20 protein-coding genes are annotated in these 18869 nt (G+C 40.3%); 11 read left to right on the top strand and 9 right to left on the bottom strand.

The genetic code is table 11. From position 1 onward, the window contains the following. Positions 1–4: 4 nt before the first annotated feature. The 3 genes from K7X70_RS17305 (at position 5) to K7X70_RS17295 (ending at position 4107) form a co-directional block, all read left to right on the top strand. Positions 5–2383 (top strand): TonB-dependent siderophore receptor, encoded by a 2379-nt coding sequence (locus K7X70_RS17305; protein ID WP_222538225.1) that lies wholly within the window; start codon positions 5–7, stop codon positions 2381–2383. Next, the gene (locus tag K7X70_RS17300; RefSeq protein WP_222538224.1) at positions 2383–3537 is read left to right on the top strand and encodes a PepSY-associated TM helix domain-containing protein; all 1155 of its coding nucleotides are present in this window, start codon (positions 2383–2385) and stop codon (positions 3535–3537) included. The genes K7X70_RS17305 and K7X70_RS17300 overlap by 1 nt, the downstream gene beginning before the upstream one ends. 66 nt (positions 3538–3603) lie before the next feature. Beyond that, a complete protein-coding gene (locus tag K7X70_RS17295; RefSeq protein WP_222538223.1) occupies positions 3604–4107 on the top strand; it encodes a DinB family protein in 504 nt (167 codons plus the stop codon). A gap of 118 nt (positions 4108–4225) precedes the next feature. On the opposite strand, the gene K7X70_RS17290 is transcribed toward K7X70_RS17295, so the two are convergent. Beyond that, positions 4226–4819: a YqjF family protein gene (locus K7X70_RS17290; RefSeq protein WP_255607347.1), complete on the bottom strand. Its 594-nt coding sequence runs from the start codon at positions 4817–4819 to the stop codon at positions 4226–4228. Between the two features lie 265 nt (positions 4820–5084). On the opposite strand from K7X70_RS17290, the gene K7X70_RS17285 reads away from it, so the two are divergent. Beyond that, on the top strand, positions 5085–5774 hold the full coding sequence (locus K7X70_RS17285; RefSeq protein WP_255607346.1) for an OmpW/AlkL family protein: 690 nt from the start codon (positions 5085–5087) through the stop codon (positions 5772–5774). Positions 5775–5843: 69 nt separating this feature from the next. Here the strand turns inward: K7X70_RS17285 and K7X70_RS17280 are convergent, their stop codons facing one another. Then, positions 5844–6686 carry a GNAT family N-acetyltransferase gene (locus K7X70_RS17280; protein ID WP_222538222.1) on the bottom strand — a complete coding sequence of 281 codons (843 nt, stop codon included), beginning with the start codon at positions 6684–6686 and terminating at the stop codon, positions 5844–5846. A 202-nt stretch (positions 6687–6888) separates the two neighbouring features. On the opposite strand from K7X70_RS17280, the gene K7X70_RS17275 reads away from it, so the two are divergent. Then, positions 6889–7152 carry a hypothetical protein gene (locus tag K7X70_RS17275; RefSeq protein ID WP_222538221.1) on the top strand — a complete coding sequence of 88 codons (264 nt, stop codon included), beginning with the start codon at positions 6889–6891 and terminating at the stop codon, positions 7150–7152. A gap of 45 nt (positions 7153–7197) precedes the next feature. Here the strand turns inward: K7X70_RS17275 and K7X70_RS17270 are convergent, their stop codons facing one another. The 3 genes from K7X70_RS17270 to K7X70_RS17260 form a co-directional block, all read right to left on the bottom strand. Continuing rightward, positions 7198–8625: a S41 family peptidase gene (locus tag K7X70_RS17270; protein ID WP_222538220.1), complete on the bottom strand. Its 1428-nt coding sequence runs from the start codon at positions 8623–8625 to the stop codon at positions 7198–7200. Between the two features lie 73 nt (positions 8626–8698). Further along, complete coding sequence (locus K7X70_RS17265) at positions 8699–10270, bottom strand: sulfatase family protein (RefSeq protein WP_222538219.1); 1572 nt, start codon at positions 10268–10270, stop codon at positions 8699–8701. 6 nt (positions 10271–10276) lie between these two features. Continuing rightward, positions 10277–11059 (bottom strand): TspO-related membrane protein, encoded by a 783-nt coding sequence (locus K7X70_RS17260; protein ID WP_222538218.1) that lies wholly within the window; start codon positions 11057–11059, stop codon positions 10277–10279. Between the two features lie 213 nt (positions 11060–11272). On the opposite strand from K7X70_RS17260, the gene K7X70_RS17255 reads away from it, so the two are divergent. From K7X70_RS17255 to K7X70_RS17230, 6 genes are read left to right on the top strand one after another with little or no spacing between them, the layout of a single operon-like run. Next, a complete protein-coding gene (locus tag K7X70_RS17255) occupies positions 11273–11881 on the top strand; it encodes a MarR family winged helix-turn-helix transcriptional regulator (RefSeq protein WP_222538217.1) in 609 nt (202 codons plus the stop codon). Positions 11882–11910: 29 nt separating this feature from the next. After that, entirely contained in the window at positions 11911–13410 is a 1500-nt protein-coding gene (crtID, locus tag K7X70_RS17250) for a bifunctional phytoene desaturase/3,4-desaturase (protein ID WP_222538216.1), read from the top strand. A 2-nt stretch (positions 13411–13412) separates the two neighbouring features. Continuing rightward, positions 13413–14249, top strand: a complete 837-nt coding sequence (locus K7X70_RS17245; RefSeq protein ID WP_222538215.1) for a phytoene/squalene synthase family protein — start codon at positions 13413–13415, stop codon at positions 14247–14249. Beyond that, entirely contained in the window at positions 14246–14773 is a 528-nt protein-coding gene (locus K7X70_RS17240; protein ID WP_222538214.1) for a hypothetical protein, read from the top strand. Before K7X70_RS17245 ends, K7X70_RS17240 begins: the two co-directional genes overlap by 4 nt. Further along, positions 14766–15242 carry a sterol desaturase family protein gene (locus K7X70_RS17235; protein WP_222538213.1) on the top strand — a complete coding sequence of 159 codons (477 nt, stop codon included), beginning with the start codon at positions 14766–14768 and terminating at the stop codon, positions 15240–15242. The genes K7X70_RS17240 and K7X70_RS17235 overlap by 8 nt, the downstream gene beginning before the upstream one ends. Continuing rightward, a complete protein-coding gene (locus K7X70_RS17230) occupies positions 15229–16386 on the top strand; it encodes a lycopene cyclase family protein (protein WP_222538212.1) in 1158 nt (385 codons plus the stop codon). The genes K7X70_RS17235 and K7X70_RS17230 overlap by 14 nt, the downstream gene beginning before the upstream one ends. Here the strand turns inward: K7X70_RS17230 and K7X70_RS17225 are convergent. From K7X70_RS17225 to K7X70_RS17210, 4 genes are all read right to left on the bottom strand, one after another. After that, entirely contained in the window at positions 16383–16637 is a 255-nt protein-coding gene (locus tag K7X70_RS17225; protein ID WP_222538211.1) for an Ada metal-binding domain-containing protein, read from the bottom strand. The genes K7X70_RS17230 and K7X70_RS17225 overlap by 4 nt on opposite strands. A 3-nt stretch (positions 16638–16640) precedes the next feature. Then, positions 16641–17366, bottom strand: coding sequence for a 2OG-Fe(II) oxygenase (locus tag K7X70_RS17220; protein WP_222538210.1), 726 nt, complete (start codon positions 17364–17366; stop codon positions 16641–16643). Between the two features lie 76 nt (positions 17367–17442). Next, a complete protein-coding gene (locus K7X70_RS17215; RefSeq protein WP_222538209.1) occupies positions 17443–18216 on the bottom strand; it encodes a toxin-antitoxin system YwqK family antitoxin in 774 nt (257 codons plus the stop codon). Between the two features lie 13 nt (positions 18217–18229). Continuing rightward, positions 18230–18712 carry an SRPBCC family protein gene (locus tag K7X70_RS17210; protein WP_255607345.1) on the bottom strand — a complete coding sequence of 161 codons (483 nt, stop codon included), beginning with the start codon at positions 18710–18712 and terminating at the stop codon, positions 18230–18232. Positions 18713–18869: the final 157 nt, after the last annotated feature.

Here is an 18869-nt window from a genome sequence, read left to right as displayed (position 1 = left end):
AAACATGAATATACTTCGACTACTAAATTTAATATTCCTGCTCTCTTTATGCTCGATTGCAGCCAATGCACAGCAAAATAATAGCATTAAAGGCAAAATACTTACCGCCGACGGACAAGCCGCTGCTTACGTTAGCGTAGGCTTGAAGGGTAAAGGAATTGCAGTGACTACAGACGATAAAGGAGAATATAGCTTTGTAAAAATAAAAGACGGCCATTACATCATCCGCGTTTCCGCGATAGGTTTAAAAAGTGCAGAAAAAGCAGTAACCGTATCAGGTGATCAAACGATCTATATCAATTTCAGCTTATCAGAAAGTGCCGATCAATTAAAAGAGGTAGTCGTTTCTGGTAACAAAAGAAAATATAAAGTGGATGCCCCCTCCTCCTCATTGAGGTTGGACGAACCACTATTAGAGGTCCCACAAAACATTCAAATCATTACTTCTTCCACGCTTGCCGACCAGCAAATTACCAGTATGAGTGATGGTGTCATCAGAAATGTTAGTGGGGTCACCAGATTAGAGCATTGGGGAGATTTATACACCCGCGTAAACACCCGTGGCGCAAGAGCAGCCGCTTTTAGAAATGGGATAAATTTAACCTCTGATTGGGGTCCGCTTACTGAAGACATGAGTTTTGTAGACCATATTGAATTTGTGAAAGGCCCATCTGGCTTTATGATGTCTAACGGTGAACCAAGCGGTATTTACAACGTAGTCACTAAAAAACCTACTGGAAGAGACTTTAATGGTGAAGCTTCTTTTACTTTAGGCAGTTACGATATGTACCGCAGCACGCTTGATCTGGATGGAAAACTGAACAAATCCGGGAAATTATCCTACCGACTAAACTTAATGGGCCAAAGCAAAAACTCACATCGTGCTTATGAATATAACGACCGATATAGCATCGCCCCCGTGATTAGCTACCAGGTGGATGATCAAACCCTGATCACTGCGGAATACAATTATCAGCATGTTAAGCTATCAGACCTGGGTTCAGCTTATGTTTTCGCTCCGGATGGCTATGCAACATTACCTAGAAATTTCACCATGTCTGAACCTGGTTTAGAGCCTAACCTTGCGAAAGAGCATAGCTTGTTCTTAAACATGCAGCACCATTTTAATGCAAACTGGAAACTTACCGCACAATTAGCGTATGTAAATTTCAGTCAGAAGTCAAGTGATATATGGCCAGCATCTGTAGCTGCCAATGGCGATATCATTCGTGATCTTTACCTGTTCGATGCCGCATTGAACTATAAATTCGGTCAGGTATTTTTAAATGGACAAGCAACCACCGGAAGCATCAGTCACCGTATTTTAGTAGGCCTCGATGTAGGTGATAAAGAGCGTTATTATGATTTTGGACAATCAGCTAAACTTGACAATGCTGCTAAACCGTTTAACATTTACAATCCAGTATATGGTGCTCCTGCAAATGGGATTCCTCAGTTCGACCGCAGTAAGAGCTTATACCAAAGAGGTGCAAATAGCTGTGTGAATCAATCTTATACTGGCCTGTACATGCAGGATGAGCTTGGCTTTCTGGAAAACAAAATCCGCTTAACACTAGCCGGAAGATTCACGTATGTCAAACAATCTGAATATGGCGTAGACACAGAAGACAAAAGATTCACCCCTAGAGTGGGTTTAAGTGTATCCATTGATAAAGAAACTTCTGTTTATGGGTTATTTGACCAGACTTTTATTCCGCAGACAGGTGCGCTTAAAAGCGGAGCACAGCCTAAACCGATCACCGGAAACAACATCGAATTCGGCATCAAGAAAGATTGGTTTGATGGCCGCTGGAACACGACTATTGCTGCTTACCGCATCCTTAAAAACAATGAATTGTCGCCAGATCCAACCAGTACACCTGCCTCCCCGTACTCTTTACAATTGGGACAAAGCAGAACAAAAGGGATCGAATTTGACCTTCGTGGGGAGATTTTACCTGGGTTAAATCTGATTGCGAACTATGCGCTTACCGATTCCAGAGTAAGTAAAGCGACTGAAGTTTATGGCGTGCTGATTCCTGTTGGAACTAAAATCGCAGGTTATGCTAAACATAATGCAAATGCCTGGCTGAGCTATAAAATTCAGGATGGCGACTTAAAAGGCGTTGGCGTAAGTGGTGGTTTCAGCTACCTGGCCGACCGCAGTTCATGGTCATGGGGAGGTGCAGGAACTCAGGAAATGCCTAGCTACTTTAAATTAGACGGTGGCGTATTTTGGGAAAAAGATAAAATCCGCTTAACAGGAAATGTATTCAACATCCTGGACAAATACCTATATAGCGGCGCTTCTTATGGCGATTATTACTACTGGCAAACTGAAGCACCAAGAAATTACAGACTAAGCATTGCTTACAAATTTTAATGAAATCTGTGTTGAACCATAAAAAAAAGACGTTCAAATATTGGACAGGACAATTGCACTTATGGCTCGGATTAACATCCGGCCTATTTGTGTGTTTCTTAGGGATTACCGGATGTATATTAGCCTTTGAACGCGAAATTGAAAACATTACACAGCCTTATCGCTTCACAAAAGTAGAGCAGCGTGCCTTGATGGCCCCCTCCTTACTTAAAAAAATTGCCGATGAAGCCTTGCCCGGTAAACATGCCCATAGTGTGGGTTATCAGGCAGGTAAATCTTCACAGGTGGTTTATTTTGCAGAAAGCCCATCTTATTATTGGATCGTATTTTTAAACCCTTATACCGGAGAGGTACTGAAGGTTAAAAATATGGAGGATGACTTTTTCAGGATCATGATCATGGGTCATTATTACCTTTGGCTCCCGGCGCATATCGGTCAGCCGATCCTCGCCTCAGCCACCTTAATGTTTCTTTTTTTGCTGATTTCAGGTCTGGTATTGTGGTGGCCAAAAAACAAAGCTGCGAGTAAGAAAAGGTTTAGTATTAAATGGAATGCAAAATGGAAACGCGTCAACTACGACTTACATAATGTATTGGGTTTTTACATGACCTGGATCCTGATTTTTATAGCCATATCTGGCCTCGTAATGGGCTTTCAATGGTTTGCAAAATCGGTGTATTGGATTTCCTCGGGTGGAGACCAGATGAAACAGTTTGCGGAAAGTTATTCGGATACGACACAGGTAAATAGCTTAAAAGGGACGCAGCCAGCGATGGACATCTTATGGGCAAAGACTTTAAAAGGTTTACCAGGTTACACTGGAGGCTTGGAAGTACATGTTCCTGAAAATGCAAAGTCGGCCATAGAAGTAGCAATAAATCCAGATACTGACACGTACTGGAAAGCTGATTACCTTTACTACGACCAATATACTTTAAAGGAAATGGAAGTTACCCATAGTTTTGGAAAACTAAAAAATGCAAGTGCTGCAGATAAAATAACCAGAATGAACTACGACATCCATGTTGGGGCAATAGCTGGCCTACCCGGTAAAATATTGGCTTTTCTGGCGAGTTTAATTGCGGCAAGTTTGCCTATAACAGGATTCCTGATCTGGCGCGGCCGTAAAAAGAAAAAAACTAGCCAAGTGTAAAAACTTATGAGCAATATTGGTGTTTTATAGCTATTATTTTTTATTAAATTTTAAAGAAGTACGGCTATGATCATCCAATATCTTAAAAGTGAATTTGAAAGCGAAGTAAACAATACACGTAAATTACTCCAGGCAGTTCCGGAAAAAGACCTTGGGTATAAACCCGCTGAAATCTCCTGGACCATGGGCGAACTCGCCCAGCATATTGCCACCATTTATTACTGGTATGTGGGTGCATTAACCGAAGATGTATACGATATAAGCAAAGATAAGCTGGAACGTGGAGACACCAATGATATTAAATCGACCCTGGCACTTTTTGAACGCAATGTTGAAAAAGCCAGGGCTGCATTAGCCTCGCTTACAGAACAAAAATTGCAGGACAATTGGACCATGAAGGCCGGTGACCATACCATTCTTGGCCCAATGCCAAGAGGCATCGTGACTCGTGGATTTCTATTTAACCACATCTATCATCACCGCGGCGAATTGATTGTATACCTGCGTGCAACAGGAAATATAGTGCCCAGTATCTATGGGCCTACCTATGAACAAAGCAGGAAAAGCTAAATCAGGCGCAGGGTATTCTTCCGTTCCACCGTTATTTCTGAGCCCTCTGCCAGCATGACTGACGCAGGGCTCTTTTCATTCAGAAACTTAAAATCCTTTCCGTAATTAAGTTCAAAGTCTACCGCAATATTGAAGCTGTTACTTTATATTCCATCCATCTTGGATGCCTTACTTCATACTCGTTCGTTACTGTATCCGTAAATTTTGCGTACCCCCAATAATGTTCTGTAATGAATTCCGCTTCAGTTCCTTCCCCAATTTCCGACAAGGTCAGGGCTGATTTCAGGCCAAATAATTGCCATTTATTTTTATACTTCCATTGATATTCCACGCTTAACTCTTTCTCAGTTTCGGAAAAACGATGTTTCATCGGCATGGCCTCATAGTTTTCATTGTAAACTGTATTCGCTATGAATGCCAGTGCAAATTTTGGTACGATTTCTTTTATAAAACACACCCCTCTTTTCCAAACCTCTCCTTCCTTATACTTCACATAGAATCGTAAATTCAGCTCTTCAAAATTAGCATGAAAAGGAACACGAACCCCTAGTAACCTGGTTTCTTTAAATAGAAAGCCAACTAAACTTACATAGCAATTTCCATTAAATAAATCAATCTCTGTGCCTGCTGGCAAGTAAGGATAGAGGAGCGCTGGATCTACTACATAGTTTGCAATAGCTAGTTTTCTCCATTCGGCTGTTAAAAAACTCATGCAGCAATTTACATAAAATTACCTGAGTCAATGCCTATTTAACCAGCTATAATCTCAGTTGTTTCTTACAATGACATCCGATAAACCCACCCTATTGTTATTGAACTGAGGGATGATATCTTCATACCTGATAAAATATGATCTCAATCAAATTGTCGAAATCATCAATTGCTAAAAACTGCCGAAGATCAGCTTAATCGATGTTTTCGCACATTTTTTTGATCGGTATTCCAGGATAGATTTGTCCTAAATAAATATCAAAATTATGAAAAGGTTAAGTATACTTATGGTCCTATTGATGACCGGATTTTGCGCATTTTCACAAAGCAGTCAGCCTGCTGAAAAATGGAGAATTAGATTAAGAGGTGTGGCGGTAATGCCTCAGGAAAGTGCTACAATTGGCGTGATTGGTGGCGATGCAAAGATTTCCAATTCTTTCATTCCTGAGCTGGATTTCACTTACTTCTTTAACAAAAATTTCGCGGCAGAACTGATTCTCGGTACCACCAGACATAAAGTGAGCACAGTCGGTTCCGATCTTAGTGCGATCGGCGCCTCCAATTCCGCAAATGTAAATCTGGGAAAAGTATGGCTGCTTCCTCCTACCCTGACCTTACAATATCATTACCCTGTTGGAAAATTTAATCCTTACCTGGGAGCAGGGATCAACTATACCATCTTTTATAGTGCAGATGCGGGGCCAACTGTAAAAGATATCAAGTACAAAGATAAGTTTGCCTTTGCAGCTCAAGCTGGTTTTGACTACGATATCAGCGATAAATTCTTTATTAATGTGGATTTAAAGAAGATCTTCCTTTCTACCACAGCAACGGTTGATGCTTCAAACCTGACACCAGCAGCAAGTCCGCAGTTAGCACCAGTACTGGGCAGCATCAATGCAGATGTGAAAATAAAACCATGGTTACTAGGCGTAGGTTTGGGCTATAAGTTCTAATCTACAATAGGTTTAATCCAGGAAGCTAAATGTTTAATGCCTATCATTTTTATTGATGGGCATTAAGCATTAGACCATTCTGCTCATCTGAAACTGCGAGATGTGTTCTCGAAGCCCCTGAGCTTTTAAGAATGCCAAAGTGGAGGCCGCATGATGGTCTACATTGAAGACAAAAACTTCTTGCTGATCAACCACCTCATTGATATGAGCAAACAGCTCCGTACCAATTCCCTTATTTCGGTAATTTTTAGCGACGGCAAGTTGATTTATTTTTCTTGATGTTGGATTAAAGACAGCATAACCGACTAATAAATCATCCCGATAAGCACCCACAAACCGACAATTTTCTTTGCTGTTTTCTAAGGACTGAACTGCATTCTGCCAGGAGGGTGTTGTATCCCAGAAAGACATCAATTCAGGCCATTCCACTAAATCAATTTCTTTCAATGTGCTGACCGGCTTGTGATTTTTGACCTGAATTTCCCCTCTATAACAGTCTAGCGTCCTAAGTACAGTGTATCCCATTTTCTCATATGCTTTTATTGCAGGATGATTTCCAGTGATCACTTCCAGCACCATATTCTTTACCCCTAGCTTTTTCAATTCCGGCAGCAGATGTGCATACATTTTCCGGACTAATCCTTTCCCTCTATGGCTTGGAATTACCCCTGTAGCACCATTGTACACTGTTGATCCTTCCTCCGCATCCCGTAATCCATGTAACATACAACCGAGCATTTCATCGCCATCAAACACGCCCACAGACAATTCCAGCTTAATATCCTCTGCTTTAATTTTGGCTTTTAATATTTCTAAATCCAGCCGGAGAGGCACGATATAATCTGAAAATGATAAATTTATTACTGCCACTAATTTTTCAAGATCTATATTTTCTAAGTTTTTTATTTCCATATTCATTCACACTATAACATGATCACATTTCCTTCGGCAATACGCTTCCATCACACCTGCCGAAGCTACAATTTTTCCATTATAACCTGGCTGGCTGTCACTCTTGTTGCAATATTACTAGGAATATCGTTAAATTTGGAGCCCAAATGAGGCAAACGGTGCAGAAGGCCTGCAATACTTTAAATTATTACGTAGAACATCAATGGAAGAGAACGACTTTGTAGCCATCTGGCTGGAGGAAAGTGGAAACCCCGCTATAGAAGAATTGACACAGCTGAACCAGGATCTTGCCAGCAAAGCTTCAAAAATGTTAGCCGATCACATTCTTTCAGAAAATGATCTAGCTGTGGCCTTGGATATCAATCCTGATGAAATCAAAAGATGGCTGATTGGCAGACATCCTTTTAGTCTGAAAACGATCAAAGAAATCTCTAGTACACTAGCAGATTATACGGCGCAAAACTAGCATTGCGCTGATTTTTTGTCCACACGATTCCCAGGATCAGTTTCCCTATTGTTCCAAATATGCCAAGGCAAATTGCAGCCAATCCTGGACGCTCTTGTCCAGGAAAATGTCTGGTTGAATGCCAATGTTATCAATTGGATAATCCGGCAGCCTTAAAGAACGGTAGGTTGGCAATTGCAGTAGATATTCGGGACAGCCAAAATTGAACATCCTTGCTGCTGCATAATCCAATCCTCCGGAACTGACCGTACCTGCTACTTTCAGTTTTTTACTTTGTTTCGCCATCATAGTAAAGCTTTCTGCAGCACTTCCAACTCTTTTATCGATCAGGATCAATACCTGAGCAGGGCTCTTTTCGGAAGGCACAACTTTTTGCAGGGAAAAAGTGCTGTCTTTGAGGTTTACGAATTTTCCCATATTTTCCTCAAAAAGACTAATCCATCGCCCCACCCGCTCCGTTTCTCCTTGTCGCTCTTTATCTTCAGGCAAGTTTTTCAGGTAACCTTTAAGTCCCACTACCAAAGTTTGCGTAGCCAGGTATTCCACTCCCATATTTCTGATGGAATTGGTCATAATGTAAGGTAATAGTAACTGATAGGCATTGTCTGTCCCCCCAGAATTACCCCTAATGTCGATGATTAAGTTTTTACTGGTTTCGAGTTGAGAACGGTTGTTTGTTAAAAGATCTTCAATAATCGCTACGAAAGGATAATCAAAAGATGGCAAGGTGAGCAGCATGGTTTTATCGCTGAGCTTTTTTGCCCCAAACCCAAAATATGCAGCAACTTTTCTTTTTATCTGTTCCTGTGTCAGGTTTGATGTTGGTGATTCTTTTATAAAAGCAGCCCTTGCCTCTTTAAAATAGACAATACTGTGGTTATAAATCTCATAAGTCCCTGTCTTCATTTTCTTGTCGAAGGTGTAAAATTCAAACTTCCCATCAGGATACAACCTGAATTTCGTCTCTTTTGGTTTCCAAAAAGCAGAGTTGGAACTCATCACAAACCCGACCAACACACCAGCCTTATTTTTGGTAATTCCTATTTCATAGAGCGCCCCTCCTGTCCATTCAAACTTGTTTTTCCAAATTCCTTCGACCGGATCAGCAGTCGCTTTGCTCCTCTTCCGAAACTTCTCGATATCAACATCGACCATCGTGGTACTGACTGTTTCTTTTGGTTTATTTATAGCCGTTGCTGGATTTATCCAGATATGACCATCTCTGAAGAAAGCTGTATACTTTTTAAGAATAGCAAAGCAGGAGGATTTCTCAGTTTTATTGGCTTCCTCTTTTACCTGTACTTTAAAACTTTCATATAATATCTTATCCTTCGTCTTTTCTTCAAATCCCGGGTATTCAGTCTCGATTTTTTTTATCAATCGATCTAAAGTCACACCACATTCACAGGTACTTTGTGCATCAACCAGGTTGGTTATGAAAATCAGGGCTATAGAGAGAATTACTTTCATCATTTACAATTTTGTATTGCAAAGGAAAGTATTCCCGAAGAGTAAAAATTGTAAAAATCATGCAGGTTAAATTATACTAAAACGAGCTGTTCATCATGGCCTTCATCTCAGGCCTGCCGGAATCGTCATCACCACTCTGCTCCTTTTGTTTCAACAACTCGATTTTCATCCTGCCGATCTGCTGTTTATACGCTGGATCACTCATCGCATTGTGCAGCTCTTTTGGATCTTTTGAAAGGTCATAAAACTCCCATGCGGCTGGAGTGGATTCAATTGAAGCACCTTTCATTCCAAGCCCCCTTCCGTAGTAAAAAATCAGTTTATAACGCTGGTCTCTAATTCCAAAATGAGCGGGTCTGTCTTTACTATGCTCCCAATAACGGTAGTACATAGATTTACGCCAGTTTTTTGGAGTTTTGCCTTTTAAAATCTCTCTAAAGCTTTCCCCTTGAATAAATTCTGGTTTTTTCAGGCCTGCATAATCTGCGAAAAGCGCGGCAAAATCGATGTTTAGGATGATGTCATCTACACGGCTGCCACCTTTAATTTCCTTAGGATAGCAGATCACAAAAGGCATCCTTGACGATTCCTCGTACATCATCCGCTTATCAAAAAAGCCATGTTCGCCTAAAAAATAACCTTGATCTGAAGTATAAATCACAATGGTATTTTCCGCCAGGCCATTGCTTTTCAGGTAGTCCAGCAGCCTGCCGATATTGTCGTCAATTGCTGCAGCACACCTCAGGTAATCTTTAACAAACTTCTGATAGATCTTTTTACGGGCCTGAACACTGTCTAAACCATTAATGGTAAAGGGCATTCCGGGATAAGTAGTCCAATACTTGTCGGGATTTTTCTGATATTGTTCCCAGCGTTTTTCCAGATCTTCTAAATCCTGTCCTTTAAAAGTCCGGCCATTAGTTTCCGGTCCGAAATCAAGTATAGATACCGGCTCAGGAATGGTCAGCCCGTCATACAGGTTATTGTATCTTTCCGGATATTCCCAGGGTTCATGTGTAGCTTTAAAATGTGTCATCATGAAGAAAGGCTTGTTTTTATCCCGCTGATTCAGCCAGTCTATGGAGTAGTCCGTCACCAGATCTGTATTGTATCCTTTGTGTACCACACCAGCCTTTTCACCGTCGTCTTTCCAGTCTTTTTCTGTTTTAAATGTCGGATTAAAATATACGCCTTGATCGTCCATAACCATGAAATGATCAAAGCCTGTGGGTTGCTTTTTAAGATGCCATTTGCCAATTAGTGCGGTTTGATAGCCATTTCCCTGCAATACTTTAGCAATATTTGGATGTGCGGGATCCAAAGCATCACCTAAAGTATAGACGTTATTTTTCTGACTGTACTGACCGGTCATGATCGTGGCCCTACTAGGCACACAAATAGAATTTGTACAGAAAGCATTGTTTAAAACGGCACCTTCAGCTGCCATTCTTTTTATATTCTTATTGACTACATAATCTTTCAATACCCCGCCATAGATCCCCCAGGATTGGGAAGTATGGTCATCGGCCATAATGAAAATGATGTTAGGCTTTAATTCCGGTTTTAGGGCTTTCTTTTGAGCAAATGCAGCACAAGAGACAAGAATTAAACTGGCAAACAGGAAGTTATTTTTAAAGCGTTTCATCATATTGTTTTACATATTTTCTAAAGAGCTCTGGCGATTTTTCATCGCACTGATACTAATGAAAACAAATATAATAACTGCAGTTAGATAACAGGCATATACAATTGACTCAGGACCATTGTTCTTGCCATTGGAGACCGCAATCGCGATTAATGCCCAAATACCAACCAATGCATATTCACGCATATTTCGCAGCCTAACCATCACAATATTGATCAATCCTGCTGCTACGATCATGATAATGGTCCAGGTGACTGCAGAAATCCCCCAGCCATTCCACTGAATTTTGGTAAGGTAGGCGGCGATATTCGCAATAAAAGCAACAGATATCCATCCGGAATACAGGGCAAAAGGCCAATAAACAAAAAGGTAGCTTTTAAATGGATGTGCATCTAATTCCATACGGGTATTGATGATGATCTTACACAAAGAAATCAGCAGAACTGCCATTAGCAGAACAGATAAGGCGGTATCATCAGACAACCAGGCCAGTACCCAAAGAGAATTTGCCAGGCAAGAAAGTACAAACCACCACCCTATTTTCAACACGATGGATTCTTCGTCCTTCCTTTTAGAAAAATCTCGCCATGTGTAAAATACAAAAGCGATCAAACCAATGTAAATCAGTCCCCATATTGAAAATGCATACCCTGCAGGAGTAAAATAATTGAAATACCGATCTGAAATTGTTTTCATGGTATTGCCATTCAGCATTCCTGAATTAGAAAGATAGTTGACCAAAATTGTGATCAATAAAGCGATGCCATTGGCGAAAGGAAGTATTTTCTTCATGTTGTTTTGTATTAAATAGCGTTGTTATTTCCAATATCCCTATTTTTTCAATATATTTTCTGTACTGAATAACAGCCTCAGTGTAAATTTGTTCAGGCTAATATTAGTATATTAATACACCTTATTTAAGCACACAAAACTAATTTAATTTACTTATTAGTACAATATAATACTATATTAGCCTAATTATTAGCCTACCATGATTTTAGCAATATGCAATACGATTTAATAAAGGACCTGATTAGTTTAGTAGAGATTTATGAAGGGAAGAATGATCAGCATCCACAGGATGTCCATTCATTTGGGCAATGGCTAAATGAATATTCCAAAAAAGAAGGTATGCAGATGTCTTCAGAGCCTGAATGGCCGGGAAAATCCAAAGGACGATCGGCTGATAGTGTGATCAACACTTCATTAGTGCACCTGTCCAGGTATGCGAAATTACAGGCAAAGGCGGCGATTGCCGACACTGCATTTTCCACTCCTGATGATTTCATTTATTTGATCAGTCTGGTTGCATTTGGAAGCATGACAAAAACCGCTTTGATAAAATTGAATGTTCATGAAAAATCCGCAGGGATACAAATCATCAACAGATTAATTAGCATGGAATTGGTGGAACAAACTACGATTGATACAGACAAAAGGAATAGAATGATCCACATTACTTCAAAAGGAACCCAGCTGCTAGATGAAAGTATGGAGAATATAAGAGCTGCAACAAAGAATGTCACTGCACCCTTGTCGCATGAAGAAAAAATGCAATTGATCAAAATACTAACCAAGCTTGAAGATTTTCACGAGGCAAAGGCAAGAGGATAGTCATCAACACATTAAAAGGAACAACCATCATGTCAACGACAACAAATAAAGTTCAAACTAAAATCGCCATCATTGGTGCAGGTTTTGCGGGAATCAGTGCAGCAGCCTACCTATCAAAGCAAGGTTACCAGGTGGATGTTTATGAAAAAAATGCAGACATCGGTGGAAGGGCACGTCAGCTGATTACGGAAAACGGCTATCTTTTTGACATGGGCCCAAGCTGGTATTGGATGCCCGAGGTCTTTGAAAAATTTTTCAATGATTTCGGCTATAAAGCAGCAGATTTTTATGAGCTGCAATTGCTTGATCCTGGTTTTAGTGTAGTTTTTGGCAGTGATGACGTATTAAATATTCCGGCAAATTTCGAAGAATTGTGCCAGTTATTTGAATCCATAGAAACGGGGAGCGCTAAAAAACTAAAGGCATTTTTAGCCGAAGCAGCCTATAAATACAATATAGGCATGGGCAAACTGGTGTACAAACCCGGACTTTCCTTAATGGAATTTGCTGATGCAGACCTGATCAAGGGCTTGTTTAAATTACAGGTATTTACTTCTTTCAGTGAGCACGTTAAAAAATATTTTAAAGATCCCAGGCTCATTGCATTAATGGAATTCCCGGTGCTCTTTCTTGGTGCAATGCCAGAAGATACACCCGCACTGTACAGCCTGATGAATTACGCAGGACTAAAATTAGGTACCTGGTACCCAAAAGGGGGCTTTGGAAAAGTGATCAAAGCCATGAAAACCATTGCGGAAATGCAGGGTGCTAAATTTCATACCAATGCGGCGGTAACAAAAATCGAGGTAAAGGAAAATCAAGTAGTCGGTTTAGCTTCGGATAAAGGAACTCATCATTATGATGGCCTGATCGCTGCTGCAGACTACCACCACGTAGAAGAGAAACTGTTAAATACTGCACAGAGAAATTACTCAGAAAAATATTGGGACAACAGAGTACTTGCCCCCTCCTGCCTCATTTTCTATTTAGGGGTAAATACTAGGGTAGCGCGCTTAAATCACCATACTTTATTCTTTGATGAGGATTTAAAACAGCATTCACAGGAAATCTACAAACAAGCGCAATGGCCCACAAAACCATTATTCTATGTCTGCTGTCCAAGCGTCACCGATCCGTCGGTTGCACCAGCTGGTCATGAGAATTTATTTGTATTGATGCCGCTTGCCACTGACATCAAAGATCCAGAGGCTATCCGAGAGCAATATTTTGATTTAATTATGGACCGACTGGAAGCCTATACCGGAACGCCAATACGCAAACACCTGGATTATAAGAAAAGCTATTGTGTCAGTGATTTTATCACGGATTACAACTCTTTTAAAGGAAATGCGTATGGCTTAGCAAACACACTGATGCAGACTGCAAACCTGAAACCAACCCTTAAAAATAAAAAAATCAACAACCTTTTTTATGCCGGACAACTTACTGTACCGGGACCAGGAGTTCCCCCGTCAATTATTTCTGGAAACCTTGCCGCTCAACAACTAATAAAGCACCTAAACAAATAGCTATGAAAGAGATATACGACAAGCTGTCGGCAGCCTGCAGCGAAATGATCACCAAGCGTTACAGTACTAGCTTTTCATTAGGCATCTATTTCTTAGAGGAAAAGCTGCGTCACCCAATATATGCCATTTATGGTTTTGTACGGTTGGCTGATGAAATTGTAGACAGTTTCCATGATTATGACAAGCCTATTTTACTCTCCAAATTCAAAAGAGATTGCTTTGAAGCGATTGAAGATGGAATTAGCCTGAACCCTGTACTCAACTCTTTCCAGCAAGTAGTCAACAAATATAACATTGATAAAGAGCTGATAGAGTTGTTCCTTCGAAGCATGGAAATGGACCTGGAACAAGCACTTTACACCCCTGAAAAATACAATGAATACATCCTTGGATCTGCTCAGGTAGTCGGCTTAATGTGTCTCCAGGTATTTACAGAAGGTGATAAAGCACAATATGAAAAACTAAAAGATTCGGCGATGCAGTTGGGCTCTGCCTTTCAAAAGGTAAACTTCCTCAGGGATATCAATGCCGATTATTATACTTTAAGCCGCAGCTATTTCCCTAATGTAAATTTATCGGCCTTCTCCAACACGGAAAAAAAGATGATTGAAGAGGAAATAGAAGAAGAATTCAAACTGGCGCTAATTGGCATCCGACAACTACCGGCTTCTTCCAAGAACGGTGTTTACCTGGCGTATGTTTATTATAAAAAACTGTTTCAAAAGATTAAAAGCAGTACCGCTGAGAAAGTCATGACGCAAAGGATCAGAATTTCCAATGCCCATAAATTTGGATTGATGTTCGACTCCATCATCCGTTACAAAACGAATACGATATGAAGAAAACAGTTTTTTTGATGTTCATGCTGCTGTTCAGTAATATCCATGCGGCAGAACCAGAAATTCAGGAAATAAAACAGCTGTTCCAAGCCTCTGCGAAAAGTAAATCCGCAGCAAATCAGCTTTTAAAGCTGCTGGCAGACGTTACGGAGTCCTCCAGTCCGCTATTAATTAGTTATAAAGGAGCTGCAGAAATGATGCAGGCCAAGTATGCATGGAGTCCAGTCGCTAAAGTTAAGCGATTTAACACCGGAAAACGTCTGATAGAAACAGCGGTCAAAAAAGCACCGGATCATCTGGAAATAAGATTCTTAAGATTCGCTATTCAAACGAATCTACCTGCTTTCCTGAACTACAATGACGAGATCCAAAATGATAAGAAGTTTGTGTTAACTCATTTAAAAACTACAAAAGACAAAACACTGAAGCAAAACATCGTAAAATACTTGTCGACATCTAAGTATTGTACTGCAGAAGAAAAGAAAGCATTAGATTTGGAACTATTAAAGCACAACAATGGATAACTGGATGATTTATTTATTGATTACCATGGGTACTTTTGTCTTCATGGAGGGAGTTGCCTGGTTTACACACAAATATGTAATGCACGGACTATTATGGGTATTGCATAAGGACCACCATCAGAAAAAACCACATTTCTTTGAAAAGAATGACGCCTTCTTCTTAATATTCGCTACTCCCAGCATTCTATTGTTCTTTTTCGGCGCGGAACAAGGATTCAACTGGATGTTTTACGTGGGACTAGGAATCTTACTTTATGGAATCGCTTATTTCATGATCCATGATGTGGTGATCCATCAACGTTTCAAGTGGTTTTCAAGGAGCGACAACACGTACATAAAAACGATTAAAAGAGCCCATAAAATGCACCATAAGCACCTCGACAGGCATCATGGAGAATCCTTTGGCATGTTGTTCGCAGCAAGAAAATACTGGCAACATTCTCAAAAGAAGAAGCATGGAGCACTTTGATTACATCATCGCCGGAGGCGGATGTGCAGGAAGAAGCCTTGCGGTAAGGATGCTGCCCTATCTCCAGGCCAGCAATAAGCGGGCATTACTGGTAGACTATGCAGAGAAAAAAACCAACGACAGAACCTGGTGTTTTTGGGAAGAAAATCCCGATGTATTTGAACCTGCCGTATATCGGAAGTGGAACCGCTTATCATTTGCCAGCAAGTTCCTGAGCAAAGAATTAGACATAGAGCCCTATGAATATAAAATGATCCGTGGGCTGGATTTTTATGCGCATACCGATCAATTATTAGCAGATCAGACACAGTTGATCCGTTTGCAAGGAAAGGTAGAAAAGCAGTATACGGAAAAAGATCAGGCTTATGTGGTGATTGATGGCAAGACTTTCAGCGCTGATTATGTATTCAGCAGTATTCCTCAGGTCCAGGAGAAAAAACCGGGTCGCTACCAATATTTCCTGCAGCATTTTGAAGGCTGGGTGATAGAAACGGAAGGTAATATCTTCGATCCTGAATGTGCGACACTGATGGATTTCAACACCTCACAGCAAGCGGGTACCTCATTTGTTTATGTATTGCCGCTCAGTGCGAACTCTGCTTTAGTGGAATATACGCTTTTCTCTAAGCAAGAATTGGCTCCAGAAGATTATAGGGCCGCATTGCAGCAATACATCAGGGAGCAGCTAAAATGTGAACACTACATCATCAAAGAACGGGAACATGGCGTGATTCCAATGACTGACCACCCTGTAAAACGACAGCAAGAGCGCATTATTTATCTCGGTACGGCAGGAGGATTTACTAAAGGCTCTACCGGTTATACCTTTCGATTTATCCAAAAGCATACCGCAGCAATTGTGAAACAGCTGATGGAATCCGGGCATCCCAACATTCCAGTAATTTCATCGCCAAGGTTTGGCCTCTATGATGCCACGCTTTTACATTTGCTCGATTCTGAACGCATTTCCGGTGAAGAAATCTTCGCCAGAATGTTCAAGAAAAACAGCGCCAGGAAAATCCTGAAATTCCTGGACAATGAATCTACTCTTTTAGAAGAAGTACAGATTTTCAGTACGCTTCAGAAAACAGAATTTGCCATGGCTTTATTGAACCGTACTATAAAAATAATGAGCAGCAATTAGTTCATTCCAACTTTGGCTAAGAGGTAACGCTTGTATTCGCCTTTCATGCAGTGTCCGCAGGGCCGAAAACCATGCTCAACAGCTTTTGCTTCGGAACTAAAGAAAACCCTGTTTTCTTTTTTCATTCGCTTACCAGATTTGCACTTTAGGGTTCCGTATATTTTCAGTTTTCTGTTTCCAGCGAAACAAATCTCTTTTTGCCGTAATTTCCTTCTGAAATCAGGACCATTAATCTCGGGATGTCTGATCATTTTTTAACTTAAAGCATCATGAAAAATGATGCCCATTGTATGACGTGTTCCTGTATGAACTTCAGTCACTCCGTGTTTCATATTGACGCGATAATACCCTTTACTCCCTTTAACTGGTCTGAAATTCGAGGTAAAGATCAACATATCTCCTTTTTTTGGTTGTAAAACGATAGCTTTTGACTGTGCTCTTGGTATTTGTTCTATTAACACAAACTCACCGCCAGTAAAATCCTGTCCTGGTTCATTTAAAAACAATACACACTGGATCGGAAAATAGACCTCCCCATACAAATCCTGATGTAAGGTATTGAATCCCCCTTCAGCATATTTTAAGATCAGCACGGTTGCTTTTGTTTGGTTCTTCTCGTTACACTGCTGTATCAGCTCTTGGTGTTCAGCTGGAAAAACTGTCGCTATATTCAGTACTTTCATCCAGGCATTTGCAATGACTGCCAACTTTGGATATAGCTGCGTTCTTATGTTCTGGATAAGATCCGGCAATGGATAATTGAAATATTTATACTCACCAAATCCAAAACGATAGCGTTCCATCAGCACTGTTTTTCGGTAAGCATCCGGCTGATGGTAACCATTGATCAATTCCCCGCATTGTTCATTTGATAGAAATTCCGGGACCAGGGCATACCCTTTTTTATGCATTTTTTCTGTTACGGTAGGCCAATCTACCGGATTCATCACTAAGGCTTCTTTATTTTGCAGCTTTTCCATTTCCTTTGTTTTTTAAATTGGAAACAAAGTTCAGATAAACCTGAATTTCAAAAAACCCGAAACTTGCTAAGCAGCTTTACTTCTGATGATTTTCCTGGTATTTTTCAAAAGCATCCTTGCTCACCTTATCTCCAAGCAGGTAATAGCTTTCAAAAAGAACAGTTCCATCGGGCTTGTACATATAAGAAACACCATGTCTTTTGCCATTTTCGTAAGTAGAAGACATGTTCTTTTTACCGGAAAGGTAGGTGGTAGAAACACCGTGTTGTAAATCGTCTTTGTAATTATTTTCTGTGATGATCTGGCCATTTTGATACACCCGAAAAATGCCATTCCTTTTATCATTTTCATAATTGGCTTCGGTACTCAGCTGTTCACCAGAATACGTTAAAGACAGACCGTCTTTTTTACCTGCCTTATAGTTCGATTTATTAATGACTTTACCGCTTTTGTACATTTCACTGATCCCATCCTGCTTGCCGTCTTTATAATCCTGGCGCAGCCAAACCTGATCATCATTGTCGTAATTTTCCTTTAAGCCATTACGTACGCCATCCTTAAAATGCAGTTTACATTCCATTCTTCCACCCTGCGTATACCAAAAAGCTTCGCCTGTAATCTTCCCTTTTTTAATGGTGTACAAAGCGAAGCCTCCTTCATCTGAAGGGATTTTATATTGGCCTTCCAATAATTTATCATTCAGGGAAAGCACCATTTCAGTACTATCCTTGTTATAGGTCTTCCGCAAATGCTTCCAGCTGATCTCTTCCGGCAGCTGGGCGAAAAGATGTGTACTGAGTAAAAGAAAGGAGCAACTGAGTTTTAGTGCAAGATTTTGAGGGAGATTCATGGTTTCAATTATTTCATGAAGATAGCGATTTTCCTTTTCCTTCCTTAATAGTTGGCAATCCTTTGCCCGTAGTGATTAAACTTTGCAGACTATCCAAAATATAATGATTCCAGGAACTGAAACAGATCTCGTAACATTCATACTCGGGAACCAGGCCTACCTGCGTAAATTGCAGCTGCGTCTGATTGCCCTTTTCAGTAATCTCAAAAATCATTTGATCGCCTGTCCATTCCTCTTGATCCTTGGTGAAATTGAACCTGTTTTCGATCACATACCAAACAATTTTCTTGTTGGGCAGCACCTCTGTCAGCTTAATTTTTGCGAGGTGTATGTCTTCATAATGATACTTAAATACATCATTTAAGTTTTCGGTACCTCCTTCAATATTCTCTGACCACCATCCACGTACATTTTTAACGGCATTAAACACTTGTTCCGGAGTTTGATCGACCAATAGTGTTGCAGTAAAGTTTTTATTTTCCATAGCTTGTTTCATTGTAGGTTTAACTGTTATTAATTCATTTATTGAAGAGAAGCACTCAAATATTGAAGAGAACAAATCAAAGTTACGGGACATTCCCCTTGCTGATGCGGTGCCAATTGGACTTTTCAATGGGTTGATTTAGACGCAGATTTCCCTTATTTTTATTAAA

Origin of the sequence: Pedobacter polysacchareus (assembly GCF_019802255.1) — a bacterium.
Classification (GTDB): Bacteria; Bacteroidota; Bacteroidia; order Sphingobacteriales; family Sphingobacteriaceae; genus Pedobacter; species Pedobacter polysacchareus.
This window is presented reverse-complemented; position numbering and strand designations above follow the sequence as displayed.

Bases quoted from the DNA above. Each gene is read 5' to 3' on its own strand.
- K7X70_RS17235 (WP_222538213.1), top strand. From the start codon at position 14,766: ATGGATAACTGGATGATTTATTTATTGATTACCATGGGTACTTTTGTC.
- K7X70_RS17245 (WP_222538215.1), top strand. From the start codon at position 13,413: ATGAAAGAGATATACGACAAGCTGTCGGCAGCCTGCAGCGAAATGATC.
- K7X70_RS17230 (WP_222538212.1), top strand. From the start codon at position 15,229: ATGGAGCACTTTGATTACATCATCGCCGGAGGCGGATGTGCAGGAAGA.
- K7X70_RS17215 (WP_222538209.1), bottom strand. From the start codon at position 18,216: ATGAATCTCCCTCAAAATCTTGCACTAAAACTCAGTTGCTCCTTTCTT.
- K7X70_RS17285 (WP_255607346.1), top strand. From the start codon at position 5,085: ATGAAAAGGTTAAGTATACTTATGGTCCTATTGATGACCGGATTTTGC.
- K7X70_RS17275 (WP_222538221.1), top strand. From the start codon at position 6,889: ATGGAAGAGAACGACTTTGTAGCCATCTGGCTGGAGGAAAGTGGAAAC.
- K7X70_RS17290 (WP_255607347.1), bottom strand. From the start codon at position 4,819: ATGAGTTTTTTAACAGCCGAATGGAGAAAACTAGCTATTGCAAACTAT.
- K7X70_RS17210 (WP_255607345.1), bottom strand. From the start codon at position 18,712: ATGAAACAAGCTATGGAAAATAAAAACTTTACTGCAACACTATTGGTC.
- K7X70_RS17260 (WP_222538218.1), bottom strand. From the start codon at position 11,059: ATGAAGAAAATACTTCCTTTCGCCAATGGCATCGCTTTATTGATCACA.
- K7X70_RS17255 (WP_222538217.1), top strand. From the start codon at position 11,273: ATGCAATACGATTTAATAAAGGACCTGATTAGTTTAGTAGAGATTTAT.
- K7X70_RS17220 (WP_222538210.1), bottom strand. From the start codon at position 17,366: ATGGAAAAGCTGCAAAATAAAGAAGCCTTAGTGATGAATCCGGTAGAT.
- K7X70_RS17305 (WP_222538225.1), top strand. From the start codon at position 5: ATGAATATACTTCGACTACTAAATTTAATATTCCTGCTCTCTTTATGC.
- K7X70_RS17240 (WP_222538214.1), top strand. From the start codon at position 14,246: ATGAAGAAAACAGTTTTTTTGATGTTCATGCTGCTGTTCAGTAATATC.
- K7X70_RS17270 (WP_222538220.1), bottom strand. From the start codon at position 8,625: ATGATGAAAGTAATTCTCTCTATAGCCCTGATTTTCATAACCAACCTG.
- K7X70_RS17225 (WP_222538211.1), bottom strand. From the start codon at position 16,637: ATGATCAGACATCCCGAGATTAATGGTCCTGATTTCAGAAGGAAATTA.
- K7X70_RS17280 (WP_222538222.1), bottom strand. From the start codon at position 6,686: ATGGAAATAAAAAACTTAGAAAATATAGATCTTGAAAAATTAGTGGCA.
- K7X70_RS17265 (WP_222538219.1), bottom strand. From the start codon at position 10,270: ATGATGAAACGCTTTAAAAATAACTTCCTGTTTGCCAGTTTAATTCTT.
- K7X70_RS17295 (WP_222538223.1), top strand. From the start codon at position 3,604: ATGATCATCCAATATCTTAAAAGTGAATTTGAAAGCGAAGTAAACAAT.
- K7X70_RS17300 (WP_222538224.1), top strand. From the start codon at position 2,383: ATGAAATCTGTGTTGAACCATAAAAAAAAGACGTTCAAATATTGGACA.
- crtID (WP_222538216.1), top strand. From the start codon at position 11,911: ATGTCAACGACAACAAATAAAGTTCAAACTAAAATCGCCATCATTGGT.